This window comes from Pseudomonas sp. GP01-A4, assembly GCF_058780865.1.
Map to the genome: position 1 here is coordinate 1 of NZ_JBYSWF010000002.1, position 16,592 is coordinate 16,592.

General features: G+C 63.0%; 20 protein-coding genes. 3 read left to right on the forward strand and 17 right to left on the reverse strand.

From position 1 onward, the window contains the following. Nucleotides 1–141 precede the first annotated feature (141 nt). The 10 genes from AC3WKX_RS01805 to ccmA form a co-directional block, all read right to left on the reverse strand. Complete coding sequence (locus tag AC3WKX_RS01805; RefSeq protein ID WP_008434777.1) at nt 142–534, reverse strand: hypothetical protein; 393 nt, start codon at nt 532–534, stop codon at nt 142–144. A gap of 15 nt (nt 535–549) precedes the next feature. Next, the gene (gene ccmI, locus AC3WKX_RS01810; protein WP_102604691.1) at nt 550–1,743 is read right to left on the reverse strand and encodes a c-type cytochrome biogenesis protein CcmI; all 1,194 of its coding nucleotides are present in this window, start codon (nt 1,741–1,743) and stop codon (nt 550–552) included. Then, on the reverse strand, nt 1,736–2,209 hold the full coding sequence (locus AC3WKX_RS01815) for a cytochrome c-type biogenesis protein (protein WP_003210629.1): 474 nt from the start codon (nt 2,207–2,209) through the stop codon (nt 1,736–1,738). Before AC3WKX_RS01815 ends, ccmI begins: the two co-directional genes overlap by 8 nt. Next, nucleotides 2,206–2,742 carry a DsbE family thiol:disulfide interchange protein gene (locus tag AC3WKX_RS01820; protein ID WP_008434782.1) on the reverse strand — a complete coding sequence of 179 codons (537 nt, stop codon included), beginning with the start codon at nt 2,740–2,742 and terminating at the stop codon, nt 2,206–2,208. Before AC3WKX_RS01820 ends, AC3WKX_RS01815 begins: the two co-directional genes overlap by 4 nt. Next, nucleotides 2,739–4,727 carry a heme lyase CcmF/NrfE family subunit gene (locus tag AC3WKX_RS01825; RefSeq protein WP_003210631.1) on the reverse strand — a complete coding sequence of 663 codons (1,989 nt, stop codon included), beginning with the start codon at nt 4,725–4,727 and terminating at the stop codon, nt 2,739–2,741. The genes AC3WKX_RS01820 and AC3WKX_RS01825 overlap by 4 nt, the downstream gene beginning before the upstream one ends. 3 nt (nt 4,728–4,730) lie before the next feature. Further along, the gene (gene ccmE, locus AC3WKX_RS01830; protein WP_008434786.1) at nt 4,731–5,186 is read right to left on the reverse strand and encodes a cytochrome c maturation protein CcmE; all 456 of its coding nucleotides are present in this window, start codon (nt 5,184–5,186) and stop codon (nt 4,731–4,733) included. Further along, nucleotides 5,183–5,359 carry a heme exporter protein CcmD gene (gene ccmD, locus AC3WKX_RS01835; protein WP_102369665.1) on the reverse strand — a complete coding sequence of 59 codons (177 nt, stop codon included), beginning with the start codon at nt 5,357–5,359 and terminating at the stop codon, nt 5,183–5,185. Before ccmD ends, ccmE begins: the two co-directional genes overlap by 4 nt. Continuing rightward, nucleotides 5,356–6,111 carry a heme ABC transporter permease gene (locus AC3WKX_RS01840; RefSeq protein ID WP_008434790.1) on the reverse strand — a complete coding sequence of 252 codons (756 nt, stop codon included), beginning with the start codon at nt 6,109–6,111 and terminating at the stop codon, nt 5,356–5,358. The genes ccmD and AC3WKX_RS01840 overlap by 4 nt, the downstream gene beginning before the upstream one ends. A gap of 85 nt (nt 6,112–6,196) precedes the next feature. Then, nucleotides 6,197–6,865: a heme exporter protein CcmB gene (ccmB, locus tag AC3WKX_RS01845; protein WP_003210635.1), complete on the reverse strand. Its 669-nt coding sequence runs from the start codon at nt 6,863–6,865 to the stop codon at nt 6,197–6,199. Then, on the reverse strand, nt 6,862–7,443 hold the full coding sequence (ccmA, locus tag AC3WKX_RS01850; protein ID WP_003210636.1) for a cytochrome c biogenesis heme-transporting ATPase CcmA: 582 nt from the start codon (nt 7,441–7,443) through the stop codon (nt 6,862–6,864). Before ccmA ends, ccmB begins: the two co-directional genes overlap by 4 nt. A 252-nt stretch (nt 7,444–7,695) precedes the next feature. Here ccmA and fliK point away from each other — a divergent pair, with 252 nt between their 5' ends. The 3 genes from fliK to AC3WKX_RS01865 all read left to right on the forward strand — a co-directional run bounded on the left by fliK (nt 7,696) and on the right by AC3WKX_RS01865 (nt 10,996). After that, nucleotides 7,696–9,279, forward strand: coding sequence for a flagellar hook-length control protein FliK (gene fliK / locus AC3WKX_RS01855; RefSeq protein WP_032899324.1), 1,584 nt, complete (start codon nt 7,696–7,698; stop codon nt 9,277–9,279). Beyond that, nucleotides 9,276–9,605: an EscU/YscU/HrcU family type III secretion system export apparatus switch protein gene (locus tag AC3WKX_RS01860; RefSeq protein WP_003210638.1), complete on the forward strand. Its 330-nt coding sequence runs from the start codon at nt 9,276–9,278 to the stop codon at nt 9,603–9,605. The genes fliK and AC3WKX_RS01860 overlap by 4 nt, the downstream gene beginning before the upstream one ends. A 227-nt stretch (nt 9,606–9,832) precedes the next feature. Further along, complete coding sequence (locus tag AC3WKX_RS01865; protein ID WP_102604690.1) at nt 9,833–10,996, forward strand: ATP-binding protein; 1,164 nt, start codon at nt 9,833–9,835, stop codon at nt 10,994–10,996. 33 nt (nt 10,997–11,029) lie between these two features. On the opposite strand, the gene AC3WKX_RS01870 is transcribed toward AC3WKX_RS01865, so the two are convergent. The 7 genes from AC3WKX_RS01870 to AC3WKX_RS01900 all read right to left on the reverse strand — a co-directional run bounded on the left by AC3WKX_RS01870 (nt 11,030) and on the right by AC3WKX_RS01900 (nt 16,544). After that, on the reverse strand, nt 11,030–11,425 hold the full coding sequence (locus AC3WKX_RS01870) for a DUF2802 domain-containing protein (protein ID WP_003210640.1): 396 nt from the start codon (nt 11,423–11,425) through the stop codon (nt 11,030–11,032). Further along, complete coding sequence (locus tag AC3WKX_RS01875; RefSeq protein WP_003210641.1) at nt 11,426–11,911, reverse strand: chemotaxis protein CheW; 486 nt, start codon at nt 11,909–11,911, stop codon at nt 11,426–11,428. 73 nt (nt 11,912–11,984) lie between these two features. Then, complete coding sequence (locus AC3WKX_RS01880) at nt 11,985–12,788, reverse strand: CheW domain-containing protein (RefSeq protein WP_087694323.1); 804 nt, start codon at nt 12,786–12,788, stop codon at nt 11,985–11,987. Between the two features lie 151 nt (nt 12,789–12,939). Beyond that, on the reverse strand, nt 12,940–13,728 hold the full coding sequence (locus tag AC3WKX_RS01885; RefSeq protein WP_003210643.1) for a ParA family protein: 789 nt from the start codon (nt 13,726–13,728) through the stop codon (nt 12,940–12,942). Nucleotides 13,729–13,779: 51 nt separating this feature from the next. Beyond that, nucleotides 13,780–14,667: a flagellar motor protein MotD gene (gene motD / locus AC3WKX_RS01890; RefSeq protein ID WP_003210644.1), complete on the reverse strand. Its 888-nt coding sequence runs from the start codon at nt 14,665–14,667 to the stop codon at nt 13,780–13,782. Nucleotides 14,668–14,682: 15 nt separating this feature from the next. Beyond that, nucleotides 14,683–15,423 (reverse strand): flagellar motor protein, encoded by a 741-nt coding sequence (locus AC3WKX_RS01895; protein ID WP_003210645.1) that lies wholly within the window; start codon nt 15,421–15,423, stop codon nt 14,683–14,685. Then, the gene (locus tag AC3WKX_RS01900) at nt 15,423–16,544 is read right to left on the reverse strand and encodes a protein-glutamate methylesterase/protein-glutamine glutaminase (protein WP_008434810.1); all 1,122 of its coding nucleotides are present in this window, start codon (nt 16,542–16,544) and stop codon (nt 15,423–15,425) included. The genes AC3WKX_RS01895 and AC3WKX_RS01900 overlap by 1 nt, the downstream gene beginning before the upstream one ends. Between the last annotated feature and the right edge of the window lie 48 nt (nt 16,545–16,592).

Genomic DNA, 16,592 nt, shown 5'->3' on the forward strand with positions numbered 1-16,592 from the left:
CGAATACGGTATATCAGTGCCCGATTTGTTGGCTGACACGCCGTATTCGCGAGCAAGCCCGCTCCCACATTTGAGCTTTGTTGTTGGGTGGACTGTATTCCAAACCAGTCATGAAAAAGGCGACCCGAAGGTCGCCTTTTTTCATTGTGCGTACTGCTTGCTCAACCCCGGCGGTACGCCATGGACATCGGTCTCTTCCCAAGGCCCGTTCGGGCTGATGGACCGGCTCCAGCCGTTACTCCAGCGATAGTAGGTGCGCTGGCGGTAGAACGTATCCGGCTGTTCGTCCAGCACGTACACCTGCATCTTCCCGTCCCAGTGACTGGCCGCACCCGGTGGCGGTGCGAAGGTCGGCGAGGAGCTCGGCACCGGCTTCGACGGTTTGATCACCGGGCTCGAGGGCTGGGTGCTCGGCTGGGTCGACGGCCCTGTCGGTGGAATAGTCGGCCCGGTAGGCGACGGAGGCCGATGGACCGCACAAGCACTCAACCCCAGTACCAGGCTGAGCAGGGTGATACGTGCGATAGCGGTCATGGGCATTTCCTCGAATTATTGGTCCGGACTGTCGATGGTCAGCTGCTGCAGCGCAGTGGTGCTGCTGGCCAGGGGTTGGCTGCGGCCGATCCACTCGCCAGCTGTGGGAACACCTGCCCGGGATATGCGCGCAACCAGTTGGACTTCGGGAAAGTTGGACAGTTTCAACTGCGGCATCATCGCGTCGCTGTCGCCCAGCTCGACGGTGATCGGCAGGTCGGCCACGGTCACGCGCTTGGCCGCCAATGGCGCAGGCGGGCCTTTGACGGCACGGGCGAAGATGAACACGCTGTCGGTCGGCAGGGCCTTGGCCTTCACATCGGCGGCCAGGTCCACCCGCACTTGCATCTGTTTTTCTGCCTTCACGGGCGCCACGCTGCCGCCGCTCTCCTTGAGCTTCTCGGCGGCCCGATCGATCCCGCCTTGCAGCGCGGCACGGGAATTGTCGTCCGGTGGCAGTTGCGCCAGCAGGCGGTTCCAGTAGTCGATCGCTTCCTGGTAACGCTGGCCTTCAAAGGCGGCGATCCCCAGCAGGCCGAGGCTGGTGACTTCCTTCGGGTCGAGTTTCAGTGCTTCGTCGGTCAGGGCCTGGACCTTGGGCGACCACTGTTTGTTGTCGGCAAAGTACTGGGCCTGGGCCCACTGGCCGAGCAACTCGGGCTGGCGACCGGCCAGGGCCACGGTGCGCTCGAAGACGTTGGCCGCATCGGCGGAACGGTCCTGGGCCATGTAGGCGCGACCGAGGAAATACAGGCCTTCCGGCGAGTCCGGCTGGGCCGCTGCGGCGCGCTCCAGGCGGCGGGTCATGTCTTCCATGGACACCGGCGGCTGGGAGAATTCACGGGTCAGTTCGACCTTGTCGCTGGCACCGTAATGCAGGTACAGCGCCACGCCCAGCACCGGCACCAGAAACGCCGCGAGCAACGGCAACGGTTTGCCGAGGCGCGACTCCCGAGGCTTTTCCACGCCCTCGGTATCCGCCAGCAACTCGCGAGCTGCTTCAGCGCGGCCGCTGTCCAGCTGGGCCGCATCCAGCACGCCTTCGGTCTGCTGGGTTTGCAGTTCCGCCACGCGTTCCTGGTACAGCGCCACGTTCAATGCAGTGCGATCCTCTTCACGCTGGGCACGGCGGCCGCGTAACACCGGGATCAGCAGGAAACTCAAGGCAATCAGAAGCAGCAGACCTGCTGCGAGCCAGAAATCAATCATCAGTTTTTTTGTCCAGCAGTTGGTCGAGGCGTTGACGCTCATCGACGGAAAGCGAGTCCGAGCCATCGGCCGGGGCGACACGACGGCGGCGCACAATCACCGCCATAACGACTAAGCCTGTGAGCAACAACCCGGCGGGGCCGAACCACAGCAGCGCTGTCTTGCCGGTGAGCGCCGGCTTGTAGCGCACGAAGTCACCGTAGCGGTCGACCATGAAGTCGATGATCTGCTGATTGTCCTTGCCCTCGCCGAGCATGCGGAAAATCTCTTTGCGCAGGTCGGCGGCGATCGGTGCGTTGGAGTCGGCGATATCCTGGTTCTGGCACTTGGGGCAGCGCAGCTCCTTGGTCAGTTCGCGAAAACGCTCGCGGTCTCCGTCCTTGGCAAATTCGTAAGTGTCGATGGCGGCGTGGGCCACGCCGACCATGCTCAAGCCCAACACAGCGGCGGCTAACCAACGCTTCATGGCTTGGCCTCATCCACCAGCGCCTGGTACTTGGCGGCCAGTTGCTCGCGCCACACCACTTCGTCGATCACGCCCACGTACTTGTCGCGGATCACGCCCTTGGCGTCGATGAAGAAGGTTTCCGGAGCGCCGTACACACCAAGGTTCAGCCCGAGGTTGCCGTCTTCGTCGCGGATATCCAGCTGGTACGGGTTGTGGAATTCAGCCAGCCACTTCAGGGCGGCAGCATTGTCGTCCTTGTAGTTGATGCCGTAGATCACCACGCCCTTCTCCGCCAGCTTGTTCAGCACCGGATGCTCCACGCGGCAGGAAATGCACCAGGTGCCCCACACGTTGACCAGTGCCGGTTTGCCCAGCAAATCAGCCTGGGTCAGGGTCTTGTCGCCCTGCACCGTCGGCAGCGAGAACGCCGGAAATGGCTTGCCGATCATGGCCGACGGCAGCTCGGCCGGGTCCAGGTACAGCCCGCGATACAGGAACACCGCCACCACCAGAAACGCCGCCAGCGGTAACACCATCAACCAACGCTTCATACCGCCGCTCCTTGCAGACCGAGGGCTTCACGCACCCGGCTCTTGACCTTGACCCGGTAGCGCCGGTCCATCGCTGCCAGCAAACCACCGAAGCCGGTGAGCAGGCCGCCGAACCAGATCCAGCGCACAAACGGTTTGACGTGGACCCGCACGGCCCAGGCGCCATCGCCCAACGGTTCACCCAGGGCGACGTAGAGGTCGCGGGTGAAACCGGCGTCGATCCCGGCTTCTGTCATCATCGAGCTTTGCACGGTGTACAGGCGTTTTTCCGGGTGCAGCACGGCGATTTCCTTACCGTTGCGCACCACACGTACGGTGCCTTTGTCGGAGGTGAAATTCGGGCCTTCGAAGTGCTTGGCGCCTTCGAAAATGAAGTGGTAGCCGGCCAGGTCCATGGACTCGCCGGGGGCCAGGCGCAGGTCGCGCTCGGCGCTGTTCTGGCTGGACAACACCACACCCAGAGCGCACACGGCGATGCCGATGTGGGCGACCTGCATGCCCCAGTAACTGCGGGTCATGGTCGGCAAGCCTTTGATCAAACCTTTGTGGCGGGTCTTGTCGATCAGGTCGCGTACACCGGCCAGCAATACCCAGGCCGCGAGCATGAAGGTGGCAAGCACGGCCCAGTTGAAGTCGCCGTAGGCAATCCCGGCGATCACCGCCAATGCGGCGCTGCCCAGCAGTACCGGGGTGAGCATGCCCACCAGCCATTTCACCGGGGTGTCTTTCCAGCGCACCAGTACGCCGACCGCCATCACCACCATCAGCAGCGCCATCAAGGGGATGAACAGCGCGTTGAAGTACGGCGGGCCGACGGACAGCTTGGCGCCGCTCAGGGCATCCAGCACCAGCGGGTACAGGGTACCGAGCAGAATCATCGAGGCCGCCACCACCAGCACCAGGTTATTACCCAGCAGCAGGGTTTCCCGGGACCAGAGGTTGAAGCCCACGTGGCTCTTGACCACTGGCGCACGCAGGGCGAACAGCGTCAGGGAGCCGCCGACCACGAACAGCAGGAAGATCAGGATGAACACGCCGCGCTCCGGGTCGGAGGCAAACGCGTGCACCGAGGTCAGTACGCCGGAACGCACCAGGAACGTACCCAGCAGGCTCAGGGAAAACGCGGCGATGGCCAGCAACACGGTCCAGCTTTTGAACACGCCGCGTTTTTCCGTGACTGCCAGCGAGTGAATCAGCGCGGTGCCCACCAGCCAGGGCATGAAGGAGGCGTTTTCCACCGGGTCCCAGAACCACCAGCCGCCCCAGCCGAGTTCGTAGTAGGCCCACCACGAGCCCAGGGTGATGCCGATGCCGAGGAATGCCCAGGCGACGATGGTCCACGGCCGCGACCAGCGCGCCCAGGCGGCATCGAGACGCCCGCCGAGCAAGGCGGCGATGGCGAAGGCGAAGGCGACCGAGAAACCGACGTAGCCCATGTAGAGCATCGGCGGGTGCACGATAAGGCCGATGTCTTGCAGCAGCGGGTTGAGGTCGTGCCCGTCGACCGGGATCTGCGGCAGGATGCGGGTGAACGGGTTGGAGGTCATGATCAGGAACAGCAGGAAGCCGATGCTGATCATGCCCATCACCGCCAGCACCCGGGCCAGCATCACTTGCGGCAGTTGGCGGGAGAAGATCGAGACGGCAAAGGTCCAGCCGCCGAGGATCAATGCCCACAGCAGCAACGAACCTTCGTGGGCGCCCCACACGGCGCTGAACTTGTAGTACCAGGGCAAGGCGCTGTTGGAGTTATTGGCGACGTAGGCGACAGAAAAGTCGTCGGTCATGAAGGCGTAGGTCAGGCAACCGAAGGCGAACACCAGAAAGGCGAACTGGCCCCAGGCAGCCGGCTGGGCCAGGCTCATCCACAGGCGGTCACCGCGCCAGGCGCCCAGCAACGGGACCACGGCCTGGACGATGGCAAAGCACAGGGCGAGGATCATCGCCAACTGGCCCAACTCCGGAATAAACAGTGCGGACGTCATGACTTAGCCCTCCTTGGCAGGGGTCGGGGCGGATTGGCCGCTGTCTTTGAGGGCCTTGGTGACTTCCGGCGGCATGTATTTTTCATCGTGCTTGGCCAGCACTTCATCGGCCACCACCACGCCGTCGGCGTTGAGCTTGCCGAGGGCAACGATGCCCTGCCCTTCGCGGAACAGGTCCGGGAGGATGCCGCGATAGGTGATGGTCACGGACTTGTTGAAGTCGGTGACGATGAACTTGACGTCCAGGGAGTCGCCGGAGCGTTGCAACGAGCCTTTCTCGACCATGCCACCGGCACGGATTCGGGTATCCAGCGGCGCTTCGCCGTTGGCGATCTGGGTCGGGGTGTAGAACAGGTTGATGTTCTCCCGCAGGGCGCTCAGGGCCAGGGTCACGGCAATGCCGACACCGGCCATGATGGCCAGGATGATCAACAGACGCTTTCTACGCAGCGGATTCACTTTTCGGTCTCCCGGCGCAAACGACGCGCCTCTTGTTGCAGGTAACGCTTGCGGGCCAAGATCGGCGCGGCGACGTTGAAGGCCAGCACCGCCAGGCAAATGCCATAGGCCGTCCAGACGTACAGGGCGTGATGGCCCATGGCGAGAAAATCACTGAAAGAGTTGAAGCTCATCCACGGGCTCCCAGGCTGTTTTGTACTTCGGCCTTGACCCAACTGGTGCGGGCTTCACGCTTGAGCACTTCGAGGCGCATGCGCATCAGCAGCACGGCGCCGAAGAAGCAGTAGAACCCCAGCACCATCAGCAGCAGCGGCGCCCACATTTCCACGGGCATTGCCGGCTTTTCGGTGAGGGTGAAGGTGGCGCCCTGGTGCAGGGTGTTCCACCACTCCACCGAGTATTTGATGATCGGGATGTTGATCACGCCGACGATCGCCAGCACCGCGCAGGCCTTGGCGGCGCTGTCACGGTTGCTGATGGCGTTGCCCAGGGCAATCAGGCCGAAGTACAGGAACAGCAGGATCAGCATCGAGGTGAGTCGCGCATCCCATACCCACCACGAACCCCAGGTCGGCTTGCCCCAGATCGCGCCGGTGACCAGCGCCACGGCGGTCATCCAGGCACCGATGGGCGCGGCGCATTGCAGGGCCACATCCGCCAGTTTCATCTTCCACACCAGGCCGACGATGCCGCACACCGCCAGCATCACGTAGCAGGACTGGGCCAGCATCGCGGCAGGCACGTGGATGTAGATGATGCGAAAGCTGTTGCCTTGCTGATAGTCCGGCGGCGCGAAGGCCAGGCCCCAGACCAGGCCGATGCCGATCAGCAATACCGCGGCGATGCTCAACCACGGCAGCAGTTTGCCACTGATGCCGTAAAACCATTTGGGCGAGCCGAGCTTGTGAAACCAGGTCCAGTTCATGCTGTTTCCATCACGGTTGCTTTTCGTCGTTGCGAAAAGCTTAGGGTCTTTACTGGTTAAGGTTCTATCGCTTAACCAGACCTCATTATTCGCCGACGCTGATCTTCAGGCCAGCCGCTATAGCAAAGGGTGTCAGGGTTACCGCCAGGGCGGCCAGGCTGCCAAGCCACAGGAGGTAACCGGTCGCCGGCATGCCCTGGAGCGCGGCTTGCAACGCGCCGCTGCCCAGGATCAACACCGGGATATACAAAGGCAAGATCAGCAGCGCCAACAACAGGCCACCGCGTTTCAAACCGACGGTCAGTGCCGCACCTACGGCGCCCAGTAGACTGAGAACCGGCGTGCCAAGCAACAAGGAAAGGAGCAACACCGGCAGGCATTCGGTGGGCAACCCCAGCATCATCGCCAGCAGCGGCGCGAGCAATACCAGCGCCAGGCCGGAAAACGCCCAGTGTGCCAGTACCTTGGCCAATACCAGAAGTGGCAGGGGGTGCGACGAAAGGACCCACTGTTCGAGGGAACCGTCTTCAAAATCACTGCGAAACAGCCCGTCCAGCGAGAGCAGGACTGACAAAAGCGCCGCCACCCAGACCAGTCCCGGAGACAAGGTTTGCAACAGTTTAGTCTCGGGGCCCACCGCCAACGGGAACAGCGCGATCACAATCGCGAAGAACACCAGCGGGTTGGCCAATTCGGCCGGACGGCGACAGAGTAACCGCGCTTCGCGGGCGACCAACAGGGCAAATACGCTCATACCGCCCACCGGCCCAGGTCGAGGTCGCGGTAACCGGCGGGCATGCGCGTCAAAGTGTGGTGAGTGGTCAGGACAACCATGCCGCCCTGCTCGCAGTGCGCGGCAAGGTGTTCTTCCAACTGGGCGACGCCTTGTTTGTCGAGGGCGGTGAAGGGTTCGTCGAGAATCCATAGCGGCGGGCCGTCGAGATACAAACGGGCCAGCGCCACGCGGCGCTGCTGGCCGGCGGACAGGGTGTGGCAGGGAACGTCTTCGAAACCCTTGAGGCCAACCGCGGCCAGTGCCTGCCAGATCGCCTCGCGGCTGGCGGGATGATGCAGGGCGCTGAGCCAACTGAGGTTTTCTTCAGCGGTAAGCACATCCTTGATTCCGGCGGCGTGGCCGATCCAGATCAGGTTGCGCGCCAGCTCGGTGCGCTGCTCGTGCAACGGTTTGCCGTTGAGCCGCACTTCGCCCGCCGTCGGCTGCATCAGACCGGCCAGCAGGCGCAACAGGCTGGTCTTGCCGCTGCCGTTGGGGCCGCTGACCTGCACCATGTCGCCGCCCGCCAGACGCAGTTCGAGGTGTTCGAACAGCATCCGCAGGTCACGTTCACAGGCGAGCGCTACGGCTTCTAGAAGAGGGCTGGTCAAGAGATCGCGGGCCTTTACGGTTCAAGTCGGCGGTGGAACGGCCGTTAAAGAGATGCACATTAACTGCTTTGGCGACCGTTTTTAGAGAGCTGGATCAATCAGTTGTGTTGTTTTTAACGCTCTCTTTGAAGACGGGCGGCATTATACATGTGATGCCCTACTCTAAAGAGGGCAATTTCCCCTGAGACGGCGCGCACGATGACCGGTGAGATCAATCTTCCCACGCTCCCCCCGACGCTTCCGGCCGGGCCTGCGCCCGCGCCTGCAGCGGGCGAGTTGCTGAAACTGCTGGAGCCGCAGACCGGCCTGATCGACCCCGGAAAAACCGTAAATGCCGAGGTGCTGGCACTGAAACAAGGCGGCGATGCATTTCAGTTGCTGCTCAAGCTGACCCTGGAAGGCGGCCGGCAAACCCTGGTGCAGGCCAGCAGCAGCCAGCCGCTGCCGCTGGGTACCCAGGTGGAAGTCAGCCAGACGCCGTCGGGCAATTTGTCCATCAGCCTGCAGCAGGCCCTGAGTTCCAGCGTCGCCGCGCTGACGCGTATCGATACCAGCCAGTTACCGGTGGGCACCCTGCTGCAAGGCAAGGTGCTGACCACCCAGGCGCTGCCACAGGGCGCCAACCAGCCGGTGGTGTATCGCTCACTGGTGTCGGTGCTCAATAACGTCCTCAGCGGCGCGACCCTGACCGTCGAAAGCCCGCAGCCCTTGCGCGTCGGCAGCCTGCTCAGCGCCGTGGTGCAAAGTGCGCAGACCTTGAGCTTTGTACCGCTGAGCGGGCGCCAGGACCAATTGGCCGTGGCCCAGCAACTCTCCACCCAGCAAAGCCGCCAGGGCTCGCTGGACGTGGTGTTCACCGCGCTGCAAAGCCTGCCGGCGACCAGCAGCGACAGCACCGGGGCCGACCTGCGCGCCGCCGCCGAGCGTTTGCTCGCCGGCCTGCCCGACCTGGCCCAGGCCAGCAACCCCAAGGTGCTGGCGCAACTGATCCAGAACAGCGGGACCTTCCTCGAAGCCAAGTTGCTGGCCGGGCAAAACCCGCAGATACCGCCGCTGGACATGAAAGGCGCGCTGCTGCGCTTCGTCGCCGACCTGCTGCCATCCCTGCCCGCCAGCACCAATCTGAATGCGATCCTCGCTGCCAACACCCTGGCGCAGTTGCTGCCCAGCTTCGTACGCAGCCCGCTGGGTACCCTCGGCCAGGTCGGCGCCAGGCAGGCGCCCGCGGGCTTTCCGCTGCCCGATCGGCTGATGCAACGCCTGGAAGGTGAAAGTGACCTGGAAAACCTGCTGCGCCTGGCCGCCGGGGCCATCTCCCGCCTGCAAAGCCATCAGCTGTCGAGCCTGGAGCAGACCGGTACCACCGCCGACGGCAAGCTCTTGACCACCTGGCAGCTGGAAATCCCCATGCGCACCTTGCAGGACATCGTGCCGTTGCAGGTCAAGTTCCAGCGGGAAGAACCGGCGCCCGACAAGGAACAGCCGGAACGCAAGGACAGCAAGGATCCCAAGCAAATGCTCTGGCGCGTGGAAATGGCGCTCGACATGGAGCCGCTCGGCCCGTTGCAGGTCCAGGCGCAACTGAGCCAGGGCAAACTGTCGAGCCAGTTGTGGGCGACCCGGCCCTTCACCGCCAGCCTGATCGAAAGCCACCTCGGCAGCCTGCGCGAGCGCCTGGTGTCGTCGGGACTCAACGTCGGCGACCTCGACTGCCACCTCGGCACCCCGCCACGGGGCCCGAAAACCGGGCTCGAACAACGCTGGGTGGATGAAACCGCATGAAAAACCCCAACCCGCCCCGCCAGGCCATTGCCCTCAAATACGACGGGCAACAAGCCCCTACCCTCACCGCCAAGGGCGATGACGCCCTGGCCGAAGCCATCCTCAAGCTGGCCCGGGAGAACGAAGTCCCGATTTACGAAAATGCCGAGCTGGTCAAATTACTGGCACGCATGGAGTTGGGCGACAGTATCCCGGAAGAGTTGTACCGCACCGTCGCCGAGATCATCGCGTTTGCCTGGACGCTGAAGGGCAAGTTCCCGGTGGGCTACGACCCGGACGCGGGGCCGGTGGAGCGGGATGTGACGGAAAGAGGCGACGATTATTAAGGTGGGAGCCGGCTGATCGTTCCCACGCTCTGCGTGGGAACGCCGCCTCGGACGCTCCGCGTCCAACTGGCGCTGCAACGTTCAAGTCTTGCGCAGGGGTGACGCGGAGCGTCACGGGATGCATTCCCACGCAGAGCGTGGGAATGATCAGTTGCGGTGGGTGGTGTATAGCAATTATATCTTTCGAGGTATAGATTATCTCGAACCCGATAGTTCAGGATAAACCCATGAGCCCTACCCGCCCGATTCTCAGTCGAAAGCTACTCGCCGAAGCGCTCGCCCGTGATCTGGCAGGCGAGTCATTTGCCGACTACAGCTCCGGCATGTTCCTCGCGGCTCCGCGCCGTACCGGCAAGAGTACGTTCCTGCGCAACGACCTTATCCCCGAGTGCAAGGCCCGGGGCTGGCTGCCGGTGTACGTGGACCTGTGGATGAACCGCGAAGTCGACCCCGCCGAACTGATCTCCGGCGCTATCGGCAAAGCCCTGGGCGAGTTCGAAAGCGCAGTGAGCAAGGCGGCCAAGAAAGCCGGTATCGACAAGATCAGCCTGTTGCGCACCTTGAGTTGGGACTTCACCAAACCGCAATTGCCCGCCGGCACCACGCTCAGCCACGCCCTGGACGTGCTGCACCAGGTCTCGGGGCAAATGATCGTGCTGATCGTGGACGAGGCCCAGCACGCCCTCAACAGCGAAGGCGGGGTGAACGCCATGTTCGCCCTCAAGGCGGCACGGGATCATCTCAACGGCAGCAGCACGGCCGACGGCCTGCGCCTGGTCTTCACCGGCTCCAGCCGGGACAAACTGGCCAACCTGGTACTCAAGAGCAAGCAACCGTTCTTCGGCGCCCATATCACGCCGTTCCCGCTGTTGAGCCGGGATTTCGTCGAGTTCGTGACGGACCTCTGGAACCAGCGCCTGGCCGCGACCAACCAGTTCAACCTGGAGGACATGGACTATGCCTTCCAGCTCGTTGGCCGGCGCCCGGAAATGCTCAACACACTACTGACCGAAGTGAGCGTGGGTCTTGGCGAAGCCAGCAACCTTGGCGAGTTGCTGAGGACCGGGGCACTCAATCACCAGGCCGGCATCTGGAGCGACTACGAGAGCGCCTACAACGACCTCTCGCCGCTGCAACAGGCGGTACTTGAAGTGATGGGCGAACGAACCCTGGGCAAGCAGGCGTTCTCGCCTTTTGCGGAGAAAACCTTCCAGGATGTGAACCGCAAGCTGGAACAGGCCCAGGTCGAGCCGAACGCCAGCACACCAAACGTGCAGAAAGCACTGGAAGTGCTGCGGGAGAAGGAGTTGGTCTGGAAAGCCAACCGTGGTGAATATGCTTTGGAGGACTCGACCATGGCCGAATGGCTGAGCAACCGGCACCGGCTATAAGCTGCAAGCAATAGCGCTTGCAGCTCGTAACCTTCAGCTGTCCTTGTGCAACCGGCTCATCAACTGCGCTTCAGCCTGGGTCAACCCGCAGGACTGGGTCAGCTCATCCACCGTGGCGCCCATGCCCACCAGCTTCGCCGCCTGGGCGAATGAGAGGCTCGACGGGTCACGCTGCTCGAGTGCCGACAGCTTGTCCGGCAACGGCGCCAGCACCGAACGCAGCTCGTGCACTTCATCACCCACACGCACCGCACTTTGCTGGAAGTGGTCGACCCGCTTGGCCAGCTCCAGGATCCGCCGGTCGCGCACAGCGTCGCGCTCGACTTGTCGAGTGGCCAATTCCCGTTGCTGGCGAACATAACGCAGCAGGAAGCCCAGGGTCCCGGCCCAAAGGATGGCCAGGACGATCACCGCTACCTCAAGAAACAATCAGATATTCTCCAGGTCCTGCCACTCTTCTTCGCTCATCATCTTGTCCAGCTCAACCAGAATCAGCAGTTCGCCGTTCTTGTTGCAGACACCCTGGATGAACTTGGCCGATTCTTCGTTGCCGACGTTCGGCGCAGTCTCGACTTCGGATTGGCGCAGGTAAACCACTTCCGCCACGCTGTCGACCATGATCCCGACCACTTGCTTGTCGGCTTCGATGATCACGATGCGGGTGTTGTCGTTGACTTCGGTCGGCACCAGGCCAAAACGCTGGCGGGTGTCGATCACGGTCACCACGTTGCCGCGCAGGTTGATGATGCCCAGCACATAGCTTGGGGCACCCGGAACCGGAGCGATTTCGGTGTAGCGCAGCACTTCCTGCACACGCATCACGTTGATGCCGTAGGACTCGTTGTCCAGCTTGAAGGTGACCCATTGCAGGATTGGATCATCCACCAGACCTTGTGCGGACACTGACTTGTTCATACTCCAGACCCCTTCAAATACCGTTGGTTACGGTGTGTGTTCTTGGGCAGCGCCGTAGCGCTGCTGCTTGTTATCAAGTGCGTTTGTTCAGCGGCATGGCTTTTACCGCGCCGCTGGCAATCAACTCCGCCAGTTCGGCTACATCCAGCAACGCGCACATGTGTTCGATCACAGTGCCCGCCAGCCATGGCCGCTGGCCCCGGTGGCTGCGCCATTTGATTTCGTTCGGGTCCAGGCGCAATGAGCGGCTGACCTGATGCACCGCCAGCCCCCACTCGTAGCCCTGGACCGAAATAACGTATTGCAGGCCCTGGCGGAAGTCATCGCGGTAGCGGTCGGGCATCACCCAACGCGCGGTGTCCAATACCTTCAAGTTGCCCTGCTGGCTCGGCAGGATCCCGAGGAACCAATCCGGCTGGCCGAACAACGGCGTCAACTCCTGGCCTTCCAGGGAGTAGATCGACCCCAGGCACACCAGCGGCACGGCCAGGGTCAGCCCGGCGACATCGAACAGCAAACATTCGAACGGCTCCGCAGCCCACACCGGGCGACCGTCGCCCTGTACCGGCGGCGGCGTGATGCTCGGCGGGAGGTGAACCTCAACCACCGGCTCCACCACTACAGGCGCAATCACCACAGGCTCGACGGGCACAGCAACCGGTACAGGAACTGCTACGGGAACCACCAACGCATCACGGGCCTGCTCTTCCAGGACCGCCAGCTGAAACTCGTCCAGGGCAGCAGGTTCAGGCTCGATGACTTCATCGAGGATCAGAATCGGCTCCGGCATCTCCTCGGTGGCGTCCTGGAGCAAAGCGTCCAGGTAGGACTCCAGCGCCAGTTGCGGCCGGGTCTTGAAATCAACGGGACGGTTCATCTGTATGCCCACGCGCAAGCCCCATCAACCCTGTATTCAGAGGTTATCGGCCTGTGAGTGTCCGGACTTGAATCGAGAGCCGGTTTGGTCAGGAAAACCGCGGCGTCTGCATCGCTGGCAAGCCAGGCTCCTACAGGGCTGTTTATGATCATCACGCCACCTGCGCCACAAGTTGCTGGGACAACAGGTGCTTGAGCAACGCCCGATACGCCAGCACCCCACGGCTCTTGCCGTCGAACTGCGACGGCGTCAGCCCTGCCCGGCTCGCATCCCGCAGGCGCGTGTCCACCGGGATGTAGCCTTGCCAGATGGTGTCCGGATAAGCATCGCGCAATACCCGCAAGGTGCCGAGGGACGCCTGGGTACGGCGGTCAAACAGGGTCGGCACGATGCTGAACGGCAGCGCTTGCTTGCGCGAGCGGTTGATCATCGCCAGGGTACTGACCATCCGCTCCAGGCCCTTGACGGCCAGGTGCTCGGTCTGCACCGGGATCACCAGCTGTTGGCTGGCGGCCAGGGCGTTGACCATCAGCACGCCGAGCAACGGCGGGCTGTCGATGATCGCGTAGTCGAAGTCCTGCCACAGCTGCGCCAGGGTCTTGGCGATCACCAGGCCCAGGCCGCTCTGCCCCGGCGACTGGCGCTCAAGGGTGGCCAGGGCGGTGCTGGACGGCAACAGCGAGATCTTTTCATTGCTGGTAGGCAGCAACAGTTGCCCCGGCAAGTCGGCCGGCACGCTGCCCTTGTGCAGGAACAGGTCGTAGCAACTGTGTTCCAGGGCATCCGGGTCATAGCCGAAATAGCTGGTCATGGAGCCGTGGGGGTCCAGGTCGACCACGACCACACGCTTGCCGGCCTCGGCCAGCAAGCCGGCCAAGGCGATGGACGTGGTGGTTTTACCGACACCACCCTTTTGATTGGCAACTGCCCAGACTCTCATTCGGATTGTTCCTCCCGGCAGGCACAGGCTCGACCGAGAAATTGCATGGGGTTATAGAGCCGGTGACGGAGAATTGACGGCACTCCCGCGAACCGGCGCCTTTACGGGCGCTGGTGCAGTTTGTGTGCCAGCCCGCTTCAAGGCGGCATCCGGTGTTGCATTGGCAGTGCCGGTACCGGTCAGGCTGCGGCGTACGTCCAGGTTGCGCGACACCACCAGCACCACCCGACGGTTGCGCGCACGGCCTTCCGCCGTGGCGTTATTGGCCACCGGCTGGAACTCGCCGTAACCCACCGACGCCAGGCGCCCGGGGTTCACACCCTGCATCGCGAGCATTCGTACAATACTCGCCGCCCGGGCCGAAGACAGCTCCCAGTTGGTCGGGTACTGCGCGGTACTGATCGGCAGGTTATCGGTAAAGCCTTCAACGTGGACCGGGTTTTCAAACGGCTTCAGGATCGCCGCCACCTTGTCGATGATGGTAAACGCCTGGTCGCTGGGCATTGCATCGGCACTGGCGAACAGCAGGCTGGAATTGAGCTCGATCTCGACCCACAACTCATTGCCGCGCACGGTCATCTGGTTGGAGCTGATCAGGTCGCCAAAGGCCGCGCTGATGTTATCGGCGATGCTTTTCAGCGGGTCGCTGGTGCCACCGATGCCGGCGGCGGTTTCATCGCTGTCGTTGACCAGCGGCTTGGCCGGGGTCACGGTCTTGGGGCGTTCTTCGCCAATGGGTATCGGCTTGAGGGCGCGGTCAGCGTCGTTGAACACGCCAATCAGCGCCTGGGAAATGACTTTGTACTTGCCTTCGTTGATCGAGGAAATGGAGTACATCACCACAAAAAACGCGAACAGCAACGTAATGAAGTCGGCGTAGGACACCAGCCAGCGTTCATGGTTGACGTGTTCTTCAGGCTCGCGGCGGCGACGGCTCACAACAAATACCTCCCATCAATCCATGAAGCCCTGGAGCTTCAATTCGATGGAGCGCGGGTTTTCACCCTCGGCAATCGAGAGGATGCCTTCGAGCAACATCTCGCGATAACGCGACTGGCGCAGGGCGATCGACTTGAGCTTGCTGGCCACCGGCAACAACACCAGGTTGGCACTGGCCACGCCGTAGATGGTGGCGACGAACGCCACGGCAATCCCGCTGCCCAGTTGCGACGGATCGGCCAGGTTGCCCATCACGTGGATCAAGCCCATCACCGCACCGATGATGCCGATGGTCGGCGCGTAGCCGCCCATGCTTTCAAAGACTTTGGCAGCGTTGATGTCGCGGCTTTCCTGGGTGTAGAAGTCCACTTCGAGGATGCTGCGAATCGCTTCCGGCTCGGCGCCGTCCACCAGCAGTTGCAGGCCTTTGCGGGCGTAGCTGTCGGGCTCGGCATCGGCCACGCCTTCCAGCCCGAGCAGGCCTTCCTTGCGCGCCGTGAGGCTCCAGTTGACCACGCGGTCGATGCCGCCCGGCAAGTCGACACGCGGCGGGAAGATAATCCAGATGAGGATCTGCATCGCGCGCTTGAACGAACTCATGGGCGACTGCAACAACGCCGCGCCCACGGTGCCGCCGATCACGATCAACGCCGCCGGGCCGTTGGCCAGGGCACCCAGGTGGCCGCCTTCGAGGTAGTTGCCGCCGATAATCGCGACAAACGCCATGATGATGCCAATCAGGCTCAATACATCCATCAGAGGCAAGCCTCCACCAGGTGCTTGCCGATGTCGTCCAGGCTGTAGACGGCGTCGGCCAGGTCGGCCTTGACGATGGCCATGGGCATGCCATAGATCACGCAGCTGGCTTCATCCTGGGCCCAGATCGCGCTGCCGCCCTGCTTGAGCAGGCGCGCGCCTTCACGGCCGTCGGCGCCCATGCCGGTCAACACCACCGCCAAAACTTTGTCGCCGTAGGATTTGGCCGCAGACCCGAAGGTGATATCCACACACGGCTTGTAGTTCAGGCGTTCGTCACCCGGCAGGATTTTGATCGCACCACGGCCATCGACCATCATCTGCTTGCCACCAGGGGCCAGCAGCGCCAGACCCGGACGCAGGATGTCGCCATCCTCGGCTTCCTTGACGCTGATGCGGCACAGCTTGTCCAGGCGCTCGGCGAACGCCTTGGTGAACGCGGCCGGCATGTGCTGGATCAACACGATCGGCGCCGGGAAGTTCGCCGGCAATTGGGTCAACACCCGCTGCAAGGCCACCGGGCCGCCGGTGGACGTACCGATGGCCACCAGCTTGTAGGCCTTGCGCTTGGGCGCAGGTGAATGTGCGGCGGGCGCAGCCGTACGCACCGGGGCGGCGGCCGGGCGCGCAACCGGTGCCGGCGCCGGGCGACCAAAGGTGCTCGGGGCGGCCGGTGGCGGCGTAACGGGTGCGGGCGCCGGCGCACTGAACAGGCTGCGACGGTTACTGCGGGAGATGCTGTGCACCTTCTCGCAGAGCATCTGCTTGACCTTCTCGGGGTTGCGCGAGATGTCTTCGAAATTCTTCGGCAGGAAGTCCACCGCGCCGGCATCCAGCGCATCCAGGGTGACCCGGGCGCCTTCGTGGGTCAGCGAAGAGAACATCAACACCGGCGTCGGGCAGCGCTGCATGATGTGCCGCACCGCCGTGATGCCGTCCATCATCGGCATCTCGTAGTCCATGGTGATCACGTCCGGCTTGAGGGCCAGGGCCTGATCGATCGCCTCTTTGCCGTTGGTGGCCGTGCCGACCACCTGGATATTGGAATCCGATGAAAGAATTTCCGAGACGCGGCGGCGGAAGAAACCCGAATCGTCCACCACCAGGACCTTGACTACCATAAACACTCCGTTAGGCCGGGCGAGGGACAACCGCCCTGCCCGGGCCGA